Annotated in this window: 16 protein-coding genes, 1 tRNA gene and 1 pseudogene; 6 read left to right on the top strand and 12 right to left on the bottom strand. The window is 69.8% G+C overall.

Annotation, left to right across the window (positions count from 1 at the left end):
• Positions 1-103 precede the first annotated feature (103 nt).
• Together SNOUR_RS20385 and SNOUR_RS20380 are read left to right on the top strand one after the other, a co-directional pair.
• The gene (locus tag SNOUR_RS20385) at positions 104-652 is read left to right on the top strand and encodes a helix-turn-helix domain-containing protein (RefSeq protein WP_067349245.1); all 549 of its coding nucleotides are present in this window, start codon (positions 104-106) and stop codon (positions 650-652) included.
• A gap of 67 nt (positions 653-719) precedes the next feature.
• Positions 720-2,156, top strand: a complete 1,437-nt coding sequence (locus SNOUR_RS20380; RefSeq protein ID WP_067349243.1) for a serine/threonine-protein kinase — start codon at positions 720-722, stop codon at positions 2,154-2,156.
• A 15-nt stretch (positions 2,157-2,171) separates the two neighbouring features.
• Here SNOUR_RS20380 and SNOUR_RS46255 read toward each other — a convergent pair whose 3' ends face one another.
• The 12 genes from SNOUR_RS46255 to dnaA all read right to left on the bottom strand — a co-directional run bounded on the left by SNOUR_RS46255 (position 2,172) and on the right by dnaA (position 17,647).
• Positions 2,172-2,327 (bottom strand): hypothetical protein, encoded by a 156-nt coding sequence (locus SNOUR_RS46255; protein WP_159425886.1) that lies wholly within the window; start codon positions 2,325-2,327, stop codon positions 2,172-2,174.
• Positions 2,324-4,270, bottom strand: a complete 1,947-nt coding sequence (locus SNOUR_RS20375; RefSeq protein ID WP_079142801.1) for a vWA domain-containing protein — start codon at positions 4,268-4,270, stop codon at positions 2,324-2,326. The genes SNOUR_RS46255 and SNOUR_RS20375 overlap by 4 nt, the downstream gene beginning before the upstream one ends.
• Before the next feature lie 186 nt (positions 4,271-4,456).
• Positions 4,457-4,591, bottom strand: coding sequence for a DLW-39 family protein (locus SNOUR_RS43170; protein WP_003958712.1), 135 nt, complete (start codon positions 4,589-4,591; stop codon positions 4,457-4,459).
• Between the two features lie 245 nt (positions 4,592-4,836).
• Positions 4,837-4,910 (bottom strand) — tRNA-Ile (locus SNOUR_RS20370).
• A 100-nt stretch (positions 4,911-5,010) separates the two neighbouring features.
• Complete coding sequence (locus SNOUR_RS20365; protein ID WP_079142800.1) at positions 5,011-5,700, bottom strand: DUF3566 domain-containing protein; 690 nt, start codon at positions 5,698-5,700, stop codon at positions 5,011-5,013.
• A 15-nt stretch (positions 5,701-5,715) separates the two neighbouring features.
• Positions 5,716-8,349: a DNA gyrase subunit A gene (gene gyrA / locus SNOUR_RS20360; protein ID WP_067349238.1), complete on the bottom strand. Its 2,634-nt coding sequence runs from the start codon at positions 8,347-8,349 to the stop codon at positions 5,716-5,718.
• Positions 8,350-8,399: 50 nt separating this feature from the next.
• Entirely contained in the window at positions 8,400-10,454 is a 2,055-nt protein-coding gene (gene gyrB / locus SNOUR_RS20355) for a DNA topoisomerase (ATP-hydrolyzing) subunit B (protein WP_067349235.1), read from the bottom strand.
• 411 nt (positions 10,455-10,865) lie between these two features.
• Positions 10,866-11,399 carry a DciA family protein gene (locus tag SNOUR_RS20350; RefSeq protein ID WP_067349232.1) on the bottom strand — a complete coding sequence of 178 codons (534 nt, stop codon included), beginning with the start codon at positions 11,397-11,399 and terminating at the stop codon, positions 10,866-10,868.
• A complete protein-coding gene (gene recF, locus SNOUR_RS20345; protein WP_067349229.1) occupies positions 11,396-12,532 on the bottom strand; it encodes a DNA replication/repair protein RecF in 1,137 nt (378 codons plus the stop codon). The genes SNOUR_RS20350 and recF overlap by 4 nt, the downstream gene beginning before the upstream one ends.
• A 41-nt stretch (positions 12,533-12,573) precedes the next feature.
• A complete protein-coding gene (gnd, locus tag SNOUR_RS20340; protein WP_067349227.1) occupies positions 12,574-13,452 on the bottom strand; it encodes a phosphogluconate dehydrogenase (NAD(+)-dependent, decarboxylating) in 879 nt (292 codons plus the stop codon).
• Positions 13,453-13,623: 171 nt separating this feature from the next.
• Complete coding sequence (gene dnaN / locus SNOUR_RS20335; RefSeq protein WP_067349225.1) at positions 13,624-14,754, bottom strand: DNA polymerase III subunit beta; 1,131 nt, start codon at positions 14,752-14,754, stop codon at positions 13,624-13,626.
• 985 nt (positions 14,755-15,739) lie between these two features.
• Positions 15,740-17,647, bottom strand: coding sequence for a chromosomal replication initiator protein DnaA (dnaA, locus tag SNOUR_RS20330; RefSeq protein WP_079142799.1), 1,908 nt, complete (start codon positions 17,645-17,647; stop codon positions 15,740-15,742).
• Positions 17,648-18,022: 375 nt separating this feature from the next.
• Between dnaA and rpmH the strand changes: the two genes are divergently transcribed.
• The 4 genes and pseudogenes from rpmH (at position 18,023) to yidC (ending at position 20,097) form a co-directional block, all read left to right on the top strand.
• Positions 18,023-18,160: a 50S ribosomal protein L34 gene (rpmH, locus tag SNOUR_RS20325; RefSeq protein WP_009716483.1), complete on the top strand. Its 138-nt coding sequence runs from the start codon at positions 18,023-18,025 to the stop codon at positions 18,158-18,160.
• A gap of 24 nt (positions 18,161-18,184) precedes the next feature.
• Positions 18,185-18,553 (top strand): annotated as a pseudogene (gene rnpA, locus SNOUR_RS20320) (ribonuclease P protein component); the annotation flags it as partial.
• 86 nt (positions 18,554-18,639) lie between these two features.
• The gene (yidD, locus tag SNOUR_RS20315) at positions 18,640-18,957 is read left to right on the top strand and encodes a membrane protein insertion efficiency factor YidD (RefSeq protein WP_006604423.1); all 318 of its coding nucleotides are present in this window, start codon (positions 18,640-18,642) and stop codon (positions 18,955-18,957) included.
• 3 nt (positions 18,958-18,960) lie between these two features.
• On the top strand, positions 18,961-20,097 hold the full coding sequence (gene yidC, locus SNOUR_RS20310; protein WP_067349219.1) for a membrane protein insertase YidC: 1,137 nt from the start codon (positions 18,961-18,963) through the stop codon (positions 20,095-20,097).

Genomic DNA, 20,097 nt, shown 5'->3' with positions numbered 1-20,097 from the left:
GGGTGCTTTCCCGACCGGGTATCGCCGCGCACCGTCGCTCTCCGTAGGATGCTTCGCGAGATTCGCGGCAGCGAAGCGCGATCGGGGATACAGGGGAGACGGCATGGATGCAGCACAGCAGGAAGCCACCGCGCGGGCCCGGGAGCTCCAGCGCAGTTGGTACGGAGAACCTCTGGGCGCGCTGTTCCGCCGTCTCATCGACGACCTCGGGCTGAACCAGGCCCGGCTGGCCGCGGTGCTCGGTCTGTCCGCGCCGATGCTGTCCCAGCTGATGAGCGGGCAGCGCGCGAAGATAGGCAACCCGGCCGTGGTGCAGCGGGTCCAGGCGCTGCAGGAGTTGGCCGGTCAGGTCGCGGACGGTCGGGTCAGCGCCGCCGAGGCCACCGACCGGATGGAGGAGATCAAGAAGACGGCGGGCGGGTCGGTGCTGAACAACACCACCCAGAACACGTCGTCGACGGGCGCCACCACCGTGCGCCGGGTGGTGCGGGAGATCCAGTCGCTGCTGCGGTCGGTCTCCGACGCCGGCGAGATCATCGACGCGGCGAACAACCTCGCCGCCACCCACCCCGAACTGGCAGAGTTCCTCCGGGTCTACGGTGCCGGTCGCACCGCCGACGCGGTCGCCCACTACGAGTCGCACCAGAGCTAGGGCCAAGCGCGGTCGGCCGCAGGCGAGTTGGCCGCAGGGAGTCGGATCCAGCAGCGGACGGGGCGCAATGGGTGAGATCTTCGCCGGTCGGTACGAGCTCGTGGACCCGATCGGTCGGGGCGGGGTGGGCGCGGTCTGGCGCGCCTGGGACCACCGGCGCCGCCGTTATGTGGCGGCCAAAGTGCTGCAGCAGAGCGATGCGCACACGCTGCTGCGCTTCGTCCGCGAACAGGCGCTGCGGATCGACCATCCGCACGTACTGGCCCCGGCGAGCTGGGCGGCGGACGACGACAAGGTGCTGTTCACCATGGATCTGGTGCACGGCGGCTCGCTGGCCCATCTGATCGGTGACTACGGCCCGTTGCCGCCGCGGATGGTGTGTGCGCTGATGGACCAGCTGCTGGCCGGGCTGACCGCCGTGCACGCCGAGGGCGTGGTGCACCGGGACATCAAGCCGGCCAACATCCTGCTGGAGGCCACCGGCACCGGCCGTCCGCATCTGCGGCTGTCCGACTTCGGCATCGCGATGCGCAAGGGCGAGCCGCGACTGACCGAGACCAACTACGTGGTGGGGACGCCGGGTTACTTCGCGCCGGAGCAGATGCTGGGTTCCGAGCCGGACTTCCCCGCGGACCTGTTCGCGGCCGGGCTGGTCGCGCTGAGCCTGATCACCGGCGCCAAGCCGGACACCGAGGCGCTGGTCCGGCGGTTCATGGACCACGGCGGCATACCGAACGCGCCCGAGGACGTGCCGGAGCCGCTGTGGCAGGTGCTGGCGTCGCTGCTGCACCCGGATCCGGACGCCCGGTTCAGGACCGCGACGGGGGCCCGGAAGGCGCTGCTGGCGGCGGCCGACCTGCTGCCGGAGGTGACGCTGGAGGACGAGGTCGTCGAGGTCTTCGACCACATCGGGCCGCTGCCGTCGGGGTTCGGTCCGGACGGGCCGCTGCGCGGCGCGCCGGGCGGGGACACCACCGGGCGCACCGGCGTGGCCGCCGCCGGGGCCACGGGGACCGTCGGGACCACCGGGGGTCAGGGCACGGACGCCGTCCCGGCGCCCCTGTCGGACACCGGGAGCTTCCACCTCGCGCCGCCGGAGCCGTCCGTCCCGCCACTGCCGAGCACCCCGCCGCCCTTCGCCCCGCCGACCACCCCACCACCGACCGCCCCACCGCCGAGCACCCCGCCGCGCGGCACCGTCCCGGCCCCGCCGACCACCCCGCCCCGGACCCCGCCGCCGGCGCCGGCCGCCCCGGCCCCGATGCCGCGGTACGAGCCGACGGCCGCGGCACGCCCGGAGCCGTCCGCGACCCGCCCGTACACCGCCGGGCAGCCGCCGCTGCCGGGGCAGCATCCGCCGACCGGAGGCGTCGGGGTGCCGGCGGTGCCTCCCCCGGCCGGGCCGGTACGGAAACCGGGACCGCCCCCGAAGGTCGCGATCCCGATCCTGATCGTGGCGCTGCTGTGCATCGCGATCGGGGTGTGGTCACTGCTCGCCGGCTGACCCGCGCCCGGCCGGCTACCCGTCCCACGGGGGCACGGACCGGCGGGGCGCCGCCTGGGTGGTCTGCTGGACGGCGGACAGCACCGCACCCAGCGCTCCCGGCAGGAGGGCCGGCACGGTCAGCGCCGCCGGGACGGTGAGCGCCCGCCGTCCCGTTGGGCGTGCGCTCACCGTGCGTCGCCCGGCACCGGCTTCCGGCGGGCCCGGGCGTACGCCGTGCCCAGCCCGGCCAGCATCAGGACGCCCACCACGCCCACGGAGACCCCGGCGACCCGGAGCCCGGACCAGCCGCCGCCCGCCGCGCTGTCGGTGGTGGGGCCCGAATCGCCGTCGGGTGCCTGCCCCTTGATCGCCGCGGCACCGGCCTCAGGCCCGGCCTTGGCCCGTCCCAGGACGGCGACCCGCAGCACCACGCCGATCCGCGGGTCCTGTGCGACCTGGGCGGCCCTGGCGCCGAGCGTCACCGCGATGTAGAAGTCGCCCTTGGCGTGGACGGGGATGACGTTGGGGTGGGTCTCGTAGCGGTTGGTCCAGGAGACCGGCACCGTCCCCATGCTCAGCGAGGCCGGCCGCCCGTTGTAGGGCACCTGTGGATTGAAGACGCCGGTTCCGCTGCCGACCGGGGCCCGGAACGGCGTGTAGACCTGGGTGCTGCCGAACGAGGTGTGGGAGCTGCCCTCGGATCGTGGTTCACTGGCGAACTCCACGTCGTAGCGCAGCTGTTGGCCCCAGCTGACCGGCACCTTGTACCAGAGCGTCTGCGCCGGGAGGATCTGGTCCCGCCAGACGCCCGCGCTCAACGGGCGGGCGTCGTTGAATCCGGTGCCGCCGGTGACGTCCTTGGGCGCCGTGGTGGGCAGCTCGGCGTTCTTGCCGCCCGCACCGTACTCCGGGGACGACTGTGCGGGGGTGGTGCCCTTCGCCAGCGGATGTTCCACGTGAAACATCAGCTCCATCGGCCAGCGTGCGGCGTCTGATCCGGTGTCCGCATGGCGCTCGACGACCAGCCAGTACCGGCCCGCCTTGTCGCAGGTTCCGGTGCCGCTCTGCGTCGGGATGCGGCTGACGCCCGAGGTCAGCGGCGTGGCGCCCTCCCGCTGCCCGAACAGGGCGGTGGAGGACTCGCAACTGCCGTCCTTGTCCCGGACGATCTGGGTGCGCAGGGTGTCGAGGTAGTCGATCGCCGCGCCGGACGGTGGCACCACGGTGGCCGAGAAGTCGGCCGTCGAGGCGGCGTCCAGATCGACGGCGTAGTACCGCTTCTCGTTGGGCCCGATGCTGTCCAGGTACTGCCCGGCGGCGACGACCGGTGCGCCCGTCCGGTCGTCGGTGCCGCGGACCTGCTTGCCCTGGAACCGGTAGCCGTTCGCGGAGAGTTGGCCGGCGCGCTGGAGCTGGCGGGAGAGCGACCGGGCGTCGGGGGCGTCGTAGTACTGGCCGTTGCCGGACTTGGCGATGCACTCCAACTGGGCGCGGGCGCTGCCGGCCACCTGGAAGCCGACGACGTCGATGTGCAGATCGCCGCCGGACGTGGCGAGTTGGGAGGCGACCTGGCACGGCGACGGGGTGTGGCAGGTGTCCTCGCCGTCGGAGACCAGCACGATGGTGCGCTTGCCGACGCCACCGGCGGCCGGCTTGGGGAGGTCCTGGGCGGCCTTGGTCAGGGAGAGCCCGATGGGGGTGTCGCCCTGGGGACGCACGCCCGCCACGGCCTTTTTGAGGCCGTCCCGGTCCAACGGGGCGACGGGCTGGGCGAGCCGGGTGTCGTCACACCCCTTGGGCTTGTCCGCGCCGTAGACCCGCAGGCCGGTGGGATAGCCCTCGGGCAGGCCGTCCACGAGTGTGCCGACGGCCCGGCGGGCGGCGGCGATGCGGGTGCTGCCGGCCCCGTCGCTCCCGGCCATCGAGCCGGAGGAGTCGAGGACCATCACCAGTCCACTGCCGTCGGCGGCCGGCGCTGCCCTCGGGGCCCCCGTGGCCGGAAGCGCCGCCGCGACCGGGAGCACCGCCGCGGCCAGGGCCAGCAGCGCCCTCCCCCAGGCTCTCGCCCTGGTTCGGGCACGGGGTACCCCCACCGCCGGCGCCACCGCCCCCCTGCGTGGTGGTCGTGCCATGTCCTCGTCCCCTTCGCGTCTGCCGGCCACAGCCCGGACATCGACTTCAGGACCAGCGGCTTTGCCGCTGCAACCCATCAATGTGCGATAGCAAACTCAAAAGCCCGGTTCCCGCCCCGGTACGTACGAAACCCCGGTCGCCCATGGGCAACCGGGGTCCATACGAAATGTGCTGTGCGTGTGGTCTCACACACCCGAACCTGCGGGCACGGAGTCGGTCGCCTCCGTCCACAGATCCTGCTCGGCGCGATCCGCCTGGATCTGGCGGTACACGAGGAGCCCGCCGATGGCGGCCAGTGCGACCAGGAGAAGCTTCTTCACCGCGCGACCTCGTCTTTCGTTGACGTAGGGGACCCTATGTCGGCCGATGATACACACCGGTCGATACCGATCGGTTATCTAGCCCGCACTCGGCAACACCTCATCCGGAGGTGCTCGAAGGCCCCAACTCCCGCCCCCTCACAACGAATCACACCCGGGTCCGGTTCCCCCACCCCGAAAAGACCGCGCGGCGGGCAAAAGCATCGGCCCGGCCGGAGAAATCTCCGACCGGGCCGACTGTGCGGTGCGGCTACCAGGACTTGAACCTGGGGCCTCTTCCTTATCAGGGAAGCGCTCTAACCGTCTGAGCTATAGCCGCTCGCTCGCTGCACCAGAAGATTAGCGCACTTCAGAGGCGTTCCCAAAATCGGTTCCCGATGCCTTGGGAACGCCCGGCGCAGGCCCCCCTCCGGGAGCGCTCACTCGTCCTCCGCGAGCGTCAGCTCCACGCCGCCCACGAAGCCCGCTGACAGGTTGTAGATGAACGAGCCGAGGGTGGCCAGCGCGGTCGCCAGCACCACGTCGATCACCGCGATGATCGAGGTGAACAGCAGTACCCGCGGCAGCGAGAGGAACGACTGCAGATCGAAGCCACCGCCCTCGGCGGAGCCGGTCGCCTCGCTGATGGTCTTGCCGACCGTGGAGAAGACGCCCATCGCGTCCATCACCATCCACAGCACCGCCACCGCCACCACCGTGCAGACGCCCAGCGCGATGGACAGCAGGAAGCTCACCTTCATCACCGACCAGGGATCGGTGCGCGCGACCCGGAGGCGGGCCTTGCGCGTCCTCGGCGCCGTGCTGGCGCCCGTACGGGGCTTGCGCACGGCCTGGCCGGCTTCGCCCGGGTGGTACGCCTGGGGCGGCTGGTAGGGCTGTTGTACGCCGCCCTGCGGCTGTCCCTGGCCACCGACCCCCGCCGGTGGCTGGGGCTGGGGTTGCGGCTGTCGGGTATTCGTCACGGTTCCCCCCTCATGGGCGCCCTCGTCCCGGATGCCGTCGGACGCGACGGAGCCACGGGCGCTGCGTTCCCTTTCGGTTGCGGGTTCCGCCGCGGAGTCCGAAGTGACTCCCGCATCTCCCGTCGCAGCGCCCGTGGCTCCACTCACGACCTACTCCTCGTGTTACTCCGCCGCGGGCTGCCCGCCCTCGACTGCGGTGGCCCCGGACTCCTCGGCCGCGCCGGTCTCCTCGGGCCCGTCGGGCCCGTCGGGCCCGTCGACCTCCTCGGCCTCGCGGCCGGCCTCGGCGTTGCGCGCGATGCCGACGACGGCATCCCGCTTGCCCAGGTTGATCAGTTGGACGCCCATGGTGTCACGGCCGGTTTCCCGCACCTCGTTGACCCGCGTACGGATCACGCCACCGCCGAGCGTGATCGCGAGGATCTCGTCGGTCTGCTCGACGACCAGCGCCCCGACCAGCGAACCCCGGTCCTCGACGATCTTGGCGGCCTTGATGCCGAGGCCGCCACGGCCCTGGACGCGGTACTCGTCGACCGCGGTGCGCTTGGCGTAGCCGCCGTCGGTCGCGGTGAAGACGAAGGTGCCCTCCCGGACCACGTTCAGCGACAGCAGCTCGTCGCCCTCGCGGAAGCTCATGCCCTTCACGCCGGAGGTGGCCCGGCCCATCGGGCGCAGCGCCTCGTCGGTCGCGGTGAACCGGATCGACTGGGCCTTCTTGCTGATCAGCAGCAGGTCGTCGGTCTCCGAGACCAGCTCGGCGCCGATCAGCTCGTCATCCGTGCCGTCCTCCCGCTCACGGAGGTTGATCGCGATCACGCCGCCGGAGCGGGGCGAGTCGTAGTCCTTGAGCGGGGTCTTCTTCACCAGGCCGCCCTTGGTCGCGAGGACCAGGTACGGCGCCGCCTCGTAGTCGCGGATCGCCAGGATCTGCGCGATCTGCTCGTCCGGCTGGAAGGCCAGGAGGTTGGCCACGTGCTGGCCGCGGGCGTCCCGTCCGGCGTCCGGGAGTTCGTACGCCTTGGCGCGGTAGACCCGGCCCTTGTTGGTGAAGAACAGCAGCCAGTGGTGGGTGGTGGAGACGAAGAAGTGGTCGACGATGTCGTCTTCCTTGAGCTTGGTGCCCCGTACGCCCTTGCCGCCGCGCTTCTGCGAGCGGTAGTCGTCGGTCTTCGTCCGCTTCACATAGCCGCCACGGGTGATGGTGACGACGATGTCCTCTTCGGCGATCAGGTCCTCGATGGACATGTCGCCCTCGAAGGGCACCAGCTTGCTGCGCCGGTCGTCGCCGAACTTCTCGACGATCGCGGCCAGTTCCTCGCTGATGATCTGGCGCTGCCGCTCGGGGGAGGCCAGGATCGCGTTGTACTCGCTGATCTTGCGCTGGAGCTCGTCGTGCTCGGCGGTGATCTTCTGGCGCTCCAGGGCGGCCAGCCGGCGGAGCTGCATCTCCAGGATCGCGTTGGCCTGGATCTCGTCGATCCGCAGCAGGCCCATCAGGCCCTCGCGGGCCACCTCGACCGTCTCGCTGCGGCGGATCAGCGCGATGACCTCGTCGATGGCGTCCAGCGCCTTGAGCAGACCGCGCAGGATGTGGGCCCGCTCCTCGGCCTTGCGCAGCCGGAACTTCGTCCGGCGGACGATGACCTCGACCTGGTGGGTGACCCAGTTCCGGATGAAGGCGTCCAGGGAGAGGGTGCGCGGCACGCCGTCGACCAGCGCGAGCATGTTCGCGCCGAAGTTGGTCTGCAGATCGGTGTGCTTGTAAAGGTTGTTGAGGACGACCTTGGCGACCGCGTCCCGCTTGAGGACGATGACCAGCCGCTGGCCGGTGCGCGAGGAGGTCTCGTCGCGGACGTCCGCGATGCCGCCGATCCTGCCGTCCTTGACCAGGTCGGCGATCTTCTGCGCGAGGTTGTCCGGGTTGACCTGGTAGGGGAGTTCGGTGACCACCAGGCACTGGCGGTTCTGGATCTCCTCGACCTCGACGACCGCGCGCATCGTGATGGAGCCGCGACCGGTGCGGTACGCCTCCTCGATGCCCTTGCGGCCCACCACCAGCGCGCCGGTGGGGAAGTCGGGGCCCTTGATCCGCTCGATCAGCGCGTCCAGCAGCTCCTCGCTGGACGCCTCCGGGTGGGCCAGTGCCCACTGCGCGCCCTCCGCGACCTCGCGGAGGTTGTGCGGCGGGATGTTGGTGGCCATGCCGACCGCGATGCCGGCCGAGCCGTTGATCAACAGGTTGGGGAAGCGGGACGGCAGGACCGTCGGCTCCTGGTTGCGGCCGTCGTAGTTGTCCTGGAAGTCGACGGTCTCCTCGTCGATGTCCCGGAGCATCTCCATCGACAGCGGCGCCATCTTGCACTCGGTGTACCGCATGGCGGCGGCCGGGTCGTTGCCCGGGGAGCCGAAGTTGCCGTTGGAGTCGACCAGCGGCATCCGCATCGACCACGGCTGGGCCAGGCGGACCAGCGCGTCGTAGATGGAGGTGTCACCGTGCGGGTGGTACGTACCCATGACGTCGCCGACGACGCGGGCGCACTTGTAGAAGCCCTTCTCGGGGCGGTAGCCGCCGTCGTACATCGCGTAGAGCACGCGGCGGTGCACCGGCTTGAGGCCGTCGCGGACGTCGGGCAGCGCACGCGAGACGATGACGGACATCGCGTAGTCGAGGTAGGAGCGCTGCATCTCCGTTTCGAGCCCGACGGGCTCGACGCGCATTCCGACGCCTTCGATGGTGGCGGGCGCGCCCTCGGCGGTCACGCCGTCCGGGGTCACAGGGGGGTTCTCGTCGGCCATGGTGGTTCAAAGTCCTTTCGAGCTGCGGCTGGTGTGCGGGCCGACAGGGCTCAGATGTCGAGGAAGCGGACGTCCTTGGCGTTGCGCTGGATGAACGAGCGGCGTGCCTCGACGTCCTCGCCCATGAGGACGGAGAACAGGTCGTCCGCGCGGGCCGCGTCGTCCAGCGAGACCTGGCCGAGCACCCGGTGGTCGGCGTCCATGGTCGTCACGCGCAGCTCCTCGGCGTTCATCTCGCCGAGACCCTTGAACCGCTGGATGGAGTCCTCGCGGATCCGCTTGCCGTTCTGCTTGCCGCGCTCGATCAGCGTGTCCCGCTCCGGGTCGGAGTAGGCGTACTCGAAGTCGTCCCGGCCCCACTTGATCTTGTACAGCGGCGGGCGGGAGAGGTAGACGTGGCCGGCCTCGACCAGCGGGCGCATGAAGCGGAACAGGAAGGTCAGCAGCAGGGTGTTGATGTGCTGACCGTCGACGTCGGCGTCCGCCATCAAGATGATCTTGTGGTACCGGAGCTTCTCGATGTCGAAGTCCTCGTGCACGCCCGTGCCGAACGCCGAGATCAGCGCCTGGACCTCGTTGTTCTGCAGGATCTTGTCGACCCGGGCCTTCTCGACGTTGAGGATCTTGCCGCGGATCGGGAGGATCGCCTGGTACTCCGGGTTCCGGCCGGACTTGGCCGAACCACCGGCGGAGTCACCCTCGACGATGAAGATCTCGCACTTGGTCGGGTCGTTGGACTGGCAGTCGCTCAGCTTGCCGGGCAGCGACGCCGTCTCCAGCAGCCCCTTGCGGCGGGTCAGGTCGCGCGCCTTGCGGGCCGCGACCCGGGCGGTGGCCGCCTGGATGCCCTTGCGGATGATGTCCGCGGCCTCGTTGGGGTTGCGGTCCAGCCAGTCGTTGAGGTGCTCGTGGACGACCTTCTGGACGAAGGTCTTCACCTCGGTGTTGCCCAGCTTGGTCTTGGTCTGGCCCTCGAACTGCGGCTCGGCGAGCTTGACCGAGATGATCGCCGTCAGACCCTCGCGGATGTCCTCGCCCGTGAGGTTGTCGTCCTTCTCGCGGAGCAGCTTCTTGTCGCGCGCGTAGCGGTTGATCAGGCCGGTCAGCGCGGCGCGGAAGCCCTCTTCGTGGGTACCGCCCTCATGGGTGTGGATGATGTTCGCGAAGCTGTAGACACCCTCGCTGTACTGGGTGTTCCACTGCATCGCGAGGTCGACGGAGAGGTTCCGCTCCTTGTCCTCGGCCTCCACCGAGACCACCGTCGGGTGCACCAGCTCGCCCTTGCGGGAGTTGAGGTACTTCACGAAGTCGACGATGCCGCCCTCGTAGTGGTACCGCACCGAGAGCGGCTTGCCGTCCTCGTCGACGTGGTCGGGGCGCTCGTCCTTGAGCGAGATGGTCAGCCCCTTGTTGAGGAACGCCATCTCCTGGAAGCGCCGGGACAGCGTCTCGAAGCTGTAGGTGGTGGTCTCGAAGATCTCGGGGTCGGCCCAGAAGGTGACCGAGGTGCCGTGCCTGTCGGTGGCCTCGTGCTTGGCCAGCGGGGCGGTGGGCACGCCCTGCTTGTACTCCTGGGTCCAGCGGTAGCCGTCCGTGCAGATCTCGACCGCGACCCGGGTCGACAGGGCGTTCACCACGGAGACACCCACACCGTGCAGACCACCGGAGACCGCGTAGCCGCCGCCGCCGAACTTGCCGCCGGCGTGCAGGACCGTCAGCACGACCTCGACGGCCGGCTTGTTCTCGGACGGCACGATGCCGACGGGGATACCGCGGCCGTTGTCGTCGACCCGCACGCCACCGTCGGCGAGGATCGTCACCTCGATGGTGTCGGCGTAGCCGGCCAGCGCCTCGTCGACGGAGTTGTCGACGACCTCCTGCACGAGGTGGTGCAGGCCGCGCTCGCCCGTTGAGCCGATGTACATGCCGGGGCGCTTACGAACCGCGTCCAGGCCCTCAAGGACGGTGATCGCGCTGGCGTCGTACGACTTCTCCACCGAGGAGTCGCCCACGGCGCCGGCCGAACCCCCCTCTTCGGTAGAAGCCATGTTGATCTCGTTGAGGTCGCCGGAGTCGGCCACGAAGCGCCCTTTCTGGCACAGCACGAGCCCTTCCGCACCTGTTGCGATCTCCCCGCGAAGGACAGGTGGGAGCGGCTCGTCGTTCGACTTGTTCCGCGAGTGGGCGGGATTGCTACCAGTCTACCGGTAGCGCCGACACTCATGGGGGTTTGCAGGCACCTGAGTCGTCATGTGCCGCCCTGAACTGACGTCCGCCGACTCCCCATATGCGAGACGGGGCCTCAGGGCGCTCACACGGGCACTCAGCGCTTCGGGCTGTCAACCGCCGGCTACCGTGAGCGGAGTCTCATGCGTCACACGTGTTTACAAGGCCCGCACAAGAGTGCGTCGTTTCACGTGAAACAGCCCCTGACCAGCCGAGAAAGCGCGAGGGGGGCGGTGTTTCACGTGAAACACCGCCCCCCTCGGCACACGCGCCCGGCCATGCCGTCGCACTCAGCCATAGGTGTCGCCGGGGCCCCGACTGCCGGGTGCGCGCAGCGGTCCGTACCGGCGCGCGGGACCGCCCGGCCCCAGCACCTTGATCATCTTGACCGTGCCGTGGCCCAGGTCCTCGTTGAGGCGGGCGACCAGCGTCGGGGCCAGCAGCCGCAGCTGCGTCGCCCATGCCGTCGAGTCGCACTGGACCGTCAGCACACGGGCGTCCTCGTCGTACCGCTGCGGCTCGCAGTGCTGGGCCACCTCGGGCCCCACCAGCTGCGGCCAGCGCCCCATCACCCCGCCGACCGCCGCCGGGGTCTCCCAACCGCGCTCGGTGATCAGGCGGTTGATCGCGGCGCCCAGCGGCAGCGGGTCCCGGCCGTCCGCCCGCGCGCCCGAGCGCAGCCCACCGCGGCGGGCCTGCTTCTTCTGCTGGGCGGCGGCGCCCCGGGCGCGCGCCTGCTCCTTGGCGGCCACCAGCGCCTGGCGGGCGAGGTCCACACCGGACAGTTCCGGAGTCTTGGGCCGTTCCGGCTGCGGTTCGCTCACCGGTCGACCCTCTCCACCGTGCCGCCGGAGACCGCGTACCGCGCCCCCACCAGCACTCCCGGCACATCGTCGTCCACCGCCGCGGTCACCAGCACCTGTTCGCCCGGTGCCACCAGCTCCGCCAGCCGCTCCCGGCGCCGCGCGTCCAGCTCGGCGAAGACGTCGTCGAGCACGAGCACCGGCTCGTTGCCCTCCGCGCGCAGCAGCTCGTACGAGGCCAGCCGCAGCGCCAGCGCGTACGACCAGGACTCGCCGTGGCTGGCATAGCCCTTCGCCGGCAGCTGGCCGAGCTTCAGCAGCAGGTCGTCCCGGTGCGGCCCGACCAGCGTGACCCCGCGCTCGATCTCGCTCTTGCGGGCCTCGCCCAGCGCCGCCAACAGCGCGCCGTACAGCTCCTCGCGGTTCGTGGCGGCGGCCATCGCCTCGCCCGCGGAACCGCGGTACTCCAGCCCCAACGGTCCGCCGCCGGGCGCCAGTTGCTCGTACGCCTTGTCCGCCAGCGGCCGCAGCGTGGCGATCAGGTCGAGCCGCTGGGACAGGAGTTCGGCGCCGGCGCGGGCCAGATGCTGGTCCCAGACGTCCAGCGTCGACAGGTCCATCTGCCGCCCGCCGTGCCGACGGGCCAGCGCCGCCGTCTTCAACAGGGTGTTCCGCTGCTTCAGGACACGGTCGTAGTCCGCGCGCACGCCGGCCATCCGCGGCGCACGGGCGGTGATCAGCTCGTCGAGGAACCGCCGGCGCTCCCCGGGGTCGCCCTTGACCAGCGCCAGGTCCTCGGGCGCGAACAGCACCGTCCGTACGATCCCCAGCACGTCACGCGGCCTGACCTGCGACGATCTGTTGATCCGGGCGCGGTTGGCCTTGCCCGGGTTGAGTTCGAGCTCCACCAGCTGCTGGCGTTCGCCCTGGACGACCGCGGCCCGGATGATCGCCCGGTCCGCACCCATCCGCACCAGCGGCGCGTCCGAGGAGACCCGGTGGCTGCCGAGCGTGGCGAGATAGCCGACCGCCTCGACCAGGTTCGTCTTGCCCTGCCCGTTGGGGCCCACGAACGCCGTGACGCCCGGATCGAGCGCGACCTCGACCCGGGCGTACGAGCGGAAGTCGGCAAGCGACAGATGCGATACGTGCATGACTACGCGCCGACCTCCCCCGGCTGCTGAGCTGGTTGTGCCTACTTCTTGGTCTCGACCGCGTGGCCGCCGAACTGGTTGCGGAGCGCGGCGATCATCTTCATCTGCGGGGAGTCGTCCTGGCGGGACGAGAAACGGGCGAAGAGCGACGCCGTGATCGCCGGCAGCGGCACGGCGTTGTCGATCGCGGCCTCGACCGTCCAGCGGCCCTCGCCGGAGTCCTCGGCGTAACCGCGCAGCTTGTTCAGGTGCTCGTCCTCGTCGAGGGCGTTGACCGCGAGGTCCAGCAGCCAGGAGCGGATGACCGTGCCCTCCTGCCAGGAGCGGAAGACCTCGCGGACGTTCTCCACGGAGTCGACCTTCTCCAGCAGCTCCCAGCCCTCGGCGTACGCCTGCATCATCGCGTACTCGATGCCGTTGTGGACCATCTTCGCGAAGTGGCCCGCGCCCACCTTGCCGGCGTGCACGGAGCCGAACTCGCCCTCGGGCTTGAGGGCGTCGAAGACCGGCTGCACCTTGGCGACGTGCTCCTTGTCGCCGCCGTACATCAGGGCGTAGCCGTTCTCCAGGCCCCAGACGCCACCGGAGACGCCGCAGTCGACGAAGCCGATGCCCTTGGCGGCCAGTTCCTCGGCGTGCTTCTCGTCCTCGGTCCAGCGGGAGTTGCCGCCGTCCACGACGAGGTCACCGGGCGAGAGCAGCTCGGCCAGCTCGTCGATCGTCGACTGGGTGGCCGCACCGGCCGGAACCATGACCCAGACCACCCGCGGACCCTGGAGCCTGTCCACAAGCTCCTTCAGGCTGCCCACGTCGGCCAGGTCGGGGTTGCGGTCGTATCCGATGACGGTGTGGCCGGCGCGGCGAATGCGCTCGCGCATGTTGCCGCCCATCTTGCCGAGACCGACGAGACCGAGCTCCATCAGAGACCCTCTTTGCACATAGTGGTTGCTGTTCGTACCCGAGTCCGAGCCTACGCCCGAGACCCTGTGCACAGCTGTGGGCTCAGCCGCTCATCAGGGCCTGTCAGCCGGTCGCCGCAAGGGCCCCGGCGGAGAGCCGGGGCCCGGTCGGTACGAAAGCCGTCCGCCGCGTCAGCCCGAGAGGCGGACCGGCATGATCAGGTACTTGTAGGCGTCGTCGGCCTCGGCGTCCTTGGCCGGCCGGCCACTGAGCAGCGCGGGCTTGGTCGAGGTCGTGAACGACAGCTGGGCCACCGGGGAGTCGATCGCCGACAGGCCCTCCAGCAGGAAGCCCGGGTTGAAGGCGATCGAGATGTCGTCGCCGTCCAGGTCGGCGTCGACCCTTTCCACAGCCTGTGCGTCGTCGCTGGAGCCGGCCTCCAGGATCAGCACACCCTGCTCGAAGCTCAGCCGCACCGGGGTGTTCCGCTCGGCGACCAGCGCCACACGCTTGACGGCCTCGACGAAGGGGGCGGTCTCGATCACGGCGACGGAGTTGAACTCGGTCGGGAAGAGCGTCCGGTACTTCGGCAGGTCACCTTCGAGCAGACGGGTCGTGGTCCGCCGGCCGGCGCCCTCGAAACCGATCAGGCCCTCGCCCTGGCCGGAGCCGGACAGCGCCAGCGTCACGGTGTCGCCGCTGCTCAGCGACTTGGCGGTGTCCAGCAGCGTCTTGGCGGGCACCAGGGCGACCGCGGAGGTGTCCGGGCTCTCCGGCTTCCACAGGAACTCGCGGACCGCGAAGCGGTAGCGGTCGGTGGAGGCCAGGGTGACGGTGTCGCCCTCGATCTCGATCCGCACACCGGTGAGCACCGGCAGCGTGTCGTCGCGGCCGGCGGCGATGGCCACCTGGGCGGCGGCCGCCGCGAAGACCTCCGCGGCGACGGTGCCGGTGGCGGTGGGCATCGCCGGCAGGGACGGGTACTCCTCCACAGGCAGGGTGTGGAGGGTGAAGCGGGAGGAGCCGCACACCACGGTCACTCGTACACCGTCGGTGGAAATCTCCACCGGGCGGTTGGGGAGCGCCCGGCAGATGTCGGCGAGCAGCCGGCCGGAGACGAGGACGGTGCCCCCTTCCTCCACATCGGCTTCCACCGAGACCCGTGCGGAGACCTCGTAGTCGAAGCCGGAGAGGCTCAGTGCGCCGTCATCCGCCTTCAGCAGCAGGCCCGCGAGGACGGGCACCGGCGGACGGGCCGGGAGGCTCTTGGCCGCCCAGGCCACTGCCTCCGCGAGTACATCGCGCTCCACCCGGATCTTCACCGGAAACCGCCTCCTGCTGTTGCTGGCTCTCGCCCTGCTGGCTCTTCGTCGTCGGCTGGGTTGCCGGAGACCAGTCTGACGCACGCCGCCGACAGTCGGTGCGGCTCGGGGTCAAGTCGACTCGACCGGAGCGAAGCGCTCCCGAGCCGAGTTGTGCACAGGGCCCGATTCGAAGCGAATTCCCCGGTTGATATCCGTGGTCGTAGTAGTAGGCCCTGTGGAAACCGTGGACAACTTCCTTTGTGCAGGTCAGCGCCGACTTTTTGTCCACCGAGCCTGTGGGTGGCGGCCGTGGATAAGCGGCCTCAGCTGTGGACCACGCGAAGTTCTGCACACCCCATGCACAGGGCCGGGGCACTTCTCCCCAGTGCCATCCCCAGCTTTACCCACGTTCCCCACAGCCCAACCCACCACCTTGGTGTGACCGCTTTCACTCGGCGTGGTGAGTGGTGGTGTTGCGTTGCCGAACAGTGGACAGCGGTGTGGAGAAGCTGGGGATCACTGGGGACAACAGCCCCCAACCTGTGGGTGGCCGGTGGACAAGTCATCACCACCCCTGTGGATGAAGCCTCTGTCCACAGCCTGTGGATTACGGTTGGCCACAAATCCACACGCGGTTGACCTTGTCCGATGGTCCGTCAACACCCGGGCCTGTGGATCTCACAGGGATAACTTTCCTCTCCCCAGGCTGTGGACGGAAGATTCTTGCCCAATCTGTGGAGAGAGGCCGTGACCTCGCCGGGAATCGAACAGAACCGGCGCGCTCCACAGGTTTGAGAGGCCGGCGGACGGTGCTCAACCCTCGGCGACCGGCCGGCGAACCGCCCCGGAAACCCCGGAAGCCGGCCCACGACAGGCCCTCGCAGGCCGGCGGACGCGCCGCGGAGCGATTCCGAGAGCCCTCCCGGACCTGTACGACGAAGGGCGCCCCGGGAGCGGATCCCGGGGCGCCCTGGTGGCGGTCGCGGCCGGCGGCGGGCCGCCGTCAGCCGTTCTTGATGCGGTTGGTCAGCTCGGTGACCTGGTTGTAGATGGAGCGCCGCTCGGCCATCAGCGCGCGGATCTTGCGGTCGGCGTGCATCACGGTCGTGTGATCGCGCCCGCCGAACTGCGCGCCGATCTTCGGCAGCGAGAGGTCGGTGAGCTCCCGGCACAGGTACATCGCGATCTGGCGGGCCGTCACCAGCACCCGGCTGCGCGAGGAGCCGCACAGGTCGTCCACGGTCAGCCCGAAGTAGTCGGCGGTCGAGGCCATGATCGCGGTCGCGGTGATCTCCGGCGCGGTGTCCTCGCCGCCGGGGATCAGGTCCTTCAGCACGATCTCGGTGAGCCCCAGGTCCACCGGCTGCCGGTTGAGCGAAGCGAACGCGGTGACCCGGATGAGCGCGCCCTCCAGCTCGCGGATGTTGCGCGAGATCCGGGACGCGATGAACTCCAGCACCTCCGGCGGCGCGTTCAGCTGCTCCTGCACCGCCTTCTTGCGGAGGATCGCGATCCGGGTCTCCAGCTCAGGCGGCTGGACGTCCGTGATCAGGCCCCACTCGAAGCGGTTGCGCAGCCGGTCCTCCAGGGTGACCAGCTGCTTCGGCGGCCGGTCACTGGAGAGCACGATCTGCTTGTTGGCGTTGTGCAGGGTGTTGAAGGTGTGGAAGAACTCCTCCTGGGTCGACTCCTTGCTCGCCAGGAACTGGATGTCGTCGACGAGCAGGATGTCCATGTCCCGGTAGCGCTTGCGGAACGCGTCCGCCTTGCCGTCCCGGATGGAGTTGATGAACTCGTTGGTGAATTCCTCCGAGCTCACGTACCGCACCCGGGTGCCGGGATAGAGGCTGCGGGCGTAGTGCCCGATGGCGTGCAGCAGGTGGGTCTTGCCCAGACCCGACTCCCCGTAGATGAAGAGCGGGTTGTACGCCTTGGCCGGCGCCTCGGCGACCGCGACCGCCGCGGCGTGCGCGAAGCGGTTGGAGGCGCCGATGACGAAGGTGTCGAAGAGGTACTTCGGGTTCAGCCGCGCGGTCGGTTCGCCGGGGCCGGTCGCCGGCGCGGGCTGCGCGGCGAGCGGGCCGGGGGCGCCACTGGGCGCAGGCGGCGGGGACCCGGGACCGCCCGGCCGGCCGCCGGGACCGGGGGGCGGGAGCTCGGGGAGCTCGCGGTGCTGCTGCTCGTACGGGGAACGCGGGCCGTCCGAGGGGCGTGGCCCGCTGCGGTCGGGCCCCTGCGCCCGATAGTCGTTCTGGTGCTGCTGGAGGTGGGGCGGCGGCGAGGAGCCATAGGGCTCGCGCCACTGCTCCGTGGACGTCTCCCGGTCGGGGTAGCCGCCGAGTTGCTGTTGCTGCCAGCCGTACTCCTCGCGCGGGCCGACCAGGTCGGAGCGGGAGTGCTGCGGCCACGCCCCGGGCTCGTGCCGCGGCTGTGGGTAGTCGGGGTACGCGGGGCGAACGGTGGGCAGGTCGTCGCCCTGGTGCCCGTAGCCCTGGCGCGTGTCGTGCCGCCCGTCGTAGCCGTCGTACGCGTCGTGCTGCGCCGGCTGGTGCTGAGGGTGCTGGGGGTGTTGCGAGTGCTGTGAGTGCTGCGGGGTGTGCTGCTGGGGCGGCGCGGGCGGCTGGGGCGCGGGCTCCTCCGAGGAGTCGTCGACGGTGATCGCGATCCGGATCGGCCGTCCGCACTCGTGGCTGAGCGCCTCCCCGATCAACGGCGCCAGCCGGCCTTCGAGCACGCCCTTGGCGAACTCGTTGGGGACGGCGAGCAGTGCGGTGTCCGCAACCAGCGCCAGGGGCTGGGTCCGCTTGAGCCAGTCCTGGTCCTTGGGCTTGAGGCCGTCGGCCTCGGCCCGCAAGAGGTGATCGAGTACACGTGGCCACACTGCGGCAAGATCGGCAGGTACATCAGCCACAGGGCACGCTCTCTCACAGTCCCACGAATGTGTGATTCTCAGGACGGGCGGGAAGGAAATGGAGTTCAGCCACGGTAGTCAGGGCGGGCCTGGGGATTCAAGTTGTTGTCCACAGGCTGTGCATAGTGTGTCCTGGCGGGGGCTCTCCGCACCGTTCGGGAGCTGGTTTGACCGAATGGCGTAGCCCCGCGTACCGTGACCAGGTCGAGTTGTCGATGGCTGCTGCCGCCTGCCTCCGATGGGCAAAGATCGCGCCCTCGTGATCGTGAAGCGGTGCACTCGGGCGTGGCGAGCTACTCGTGGGCGCACGGTGACAGCCAGTCGACGCCCCACAAATCTGTCTCTCTGAGACAACAAGTTTCCTGGAGCCCCCGAGTGAGCAAGCGCACCTTCCAGCCGAACAACCGCCGCCGCGCGAAGACCCACGGTTTCCGTCTGCGCATGCGGACCCGTGCCGGCCGCGCGATCCTCGCGTCGCGCCGCAGCAAGGGTCGCGGCCGCCTGTCGGCCTGAGCAGCCTGAACCTAGGTCCATGACGTGCTGCCTACCGAACATCGGCTGAGGCGGCGCGAGGACTTCGCGACCGCGGTACGCAGGGGACGCAGGGCCGGGCGCCCGCTCCTCGTCGTGCATTGTCGTAGCGGCGCAACGGACCCGCACGCAGCTGGGGGAAGTGTTCCCCCAGCGCGTGCGGGTTTCGTCGTGAGCAAGGCCGTTGGCGGTGCTGTTGTCCGCACAAAGGTCAAGCGGAGACTCCGCCATCTCGTGCGCGACCGGCTGGACCGGCTGCCCGCCGGTAGCCTGGTTGTCGTACGGGCCCTGCCCGGCGCGGGCGCGGCGGAGTACGACCAACTGGCCCGCGACCTGGACGCCGCCTTGGAGCGGCTGCTGGGAGGGGCGCCGAAAGGCTGCAATCCCACCGGGGCGGTGACCGACGGCGGCCGCGCCGCTGGCCCCGGGAAGCCCGGACGGGACCCGGGAGGGAGTGCACAGTGAAGTACCCGCTGTTGCTTTTGATCAAGATCTACCAGTGGACCATCAGCCCGCTGTTGGGCCCGGTCTGCAAGTACTACCCGTCGTGTTCGCACTATGGCTACACAGCCATCGACCGGCACGGCGCGGTCAAGGGGACTGCGCTGACCGCCTGGCGCATTCTGCGGTGCAACCCGTGGTCGCTCGGTGGCGTCGACCACGTCCCTCCCCGGAAGCGTCCGGTTTGGCATCAGCGGCTGAGGAGCCGTCTGGGCGGGCCCACCGTCCCTGAGCCTGTCGCCCAGCCCGAGACTCAGCCCAACGCCCAAGGAGCCTGATTCGTGGACACGATCCTCAGTCCTCTTTATTACGCAGTTTCCTGGATCATCGTCCAGTTCCACTCGTTCTACAGTTTGATCTTCAATGCGAACAGTGGAGCTGCGTGGGGTCTGTCCATCGTCTCGCTGGTGGTGCTGATCCGTATCTGCCTGATCCCGCTCTTCGTGAAGCAGATCAAGTCGACGCGGAACATGCAGGCGCTCCAGCCGAAGATGAAGGCGATCCAGGAGCGCTACAAGAGCGACAAGCAGCGCCAGTCCGAAGAGATGATGAAGCTCTACAAGGAGTCGGGCACCAACCCGCTCTCGAGCTGTCTCCCGATCCTGGCGCAGTCTCCCTTCTTCATCTCCCTGTACCAGGTCCTCAGCCACATCGCGCAGAACAAGACCGTCGGCTTCATCGACCCGACGCTGCTGGCGAGCGCGCAGAAGGCGCACATCTTCGGTGCGCCGCTCGCGGCGAAGTTCATGGACACCCCCTCGAAGATCGAGGCCCTGGGTGCTTCGGTGACCGACGTCCGCGTGGTCACGGTCATCATGATCATCCTGATGTCGGCGTCGCAGTTCTACACCCAGCGCCAGCTGATGACGAAGAACGTCGACCTGACGGTGAAGACGCCGTTCATGCAGCAGCAGAAGATGCTGATGTACGTCTTCCCGGTCATGTTCGCCGTCTTCGGCATCAACTTCCCCGTCGGTGTCCTCGTCTACTGGCTGACCACCAACGTGTGGACCATGGGCCAGCAGATGTACGTCATCCGCCGCAACCCCACCCCGGGCAGCAAGGCGTTCACCGACCGCCAGGAGCGGCTGCGCGCCCAGGGCAAGCTGGTCGAGAGCCCCGCCGAGATCGCGGCGAAGAAGGCGGCCGAGGAGGCGCGCCAGAACCGCCAGCAGCCCAAGCGGCAGACCAAGGCCAAGCGTCAGACCGGCGCCACCGCACCGGCCGGTGCCGCGGGGAACCGCACGCGGGCGACCTCGTCGGCGGGTGCCGACGATGCGTCGGAGGAGAGCACCGCGCAGGACGACAAGGGGAAGGATGGTGCGTCGGCCAAGGGCGGCGCCGCCTCCGGATCCCGTAACACCAAGTCCGGGCAGCGCAAGGGCCAGCAGCGCCCCAAGCACCCGTCCAAGAAGTAA

This window comes from Streptomyces noursei ATCC 11455 (genome assembly GCF_001704275.1).
GTDB lineage: Bacteria > Actinomycetota > Actinomycetes > Streptomycetales > Streptomycetaceae > Streptomyces > Streptomyces noursei.
The sequence above is the reverse complement of the archived record's forward strand: the minus strand, read 5'-3'. Positions and strand labels throughout refer to the sequence as shown.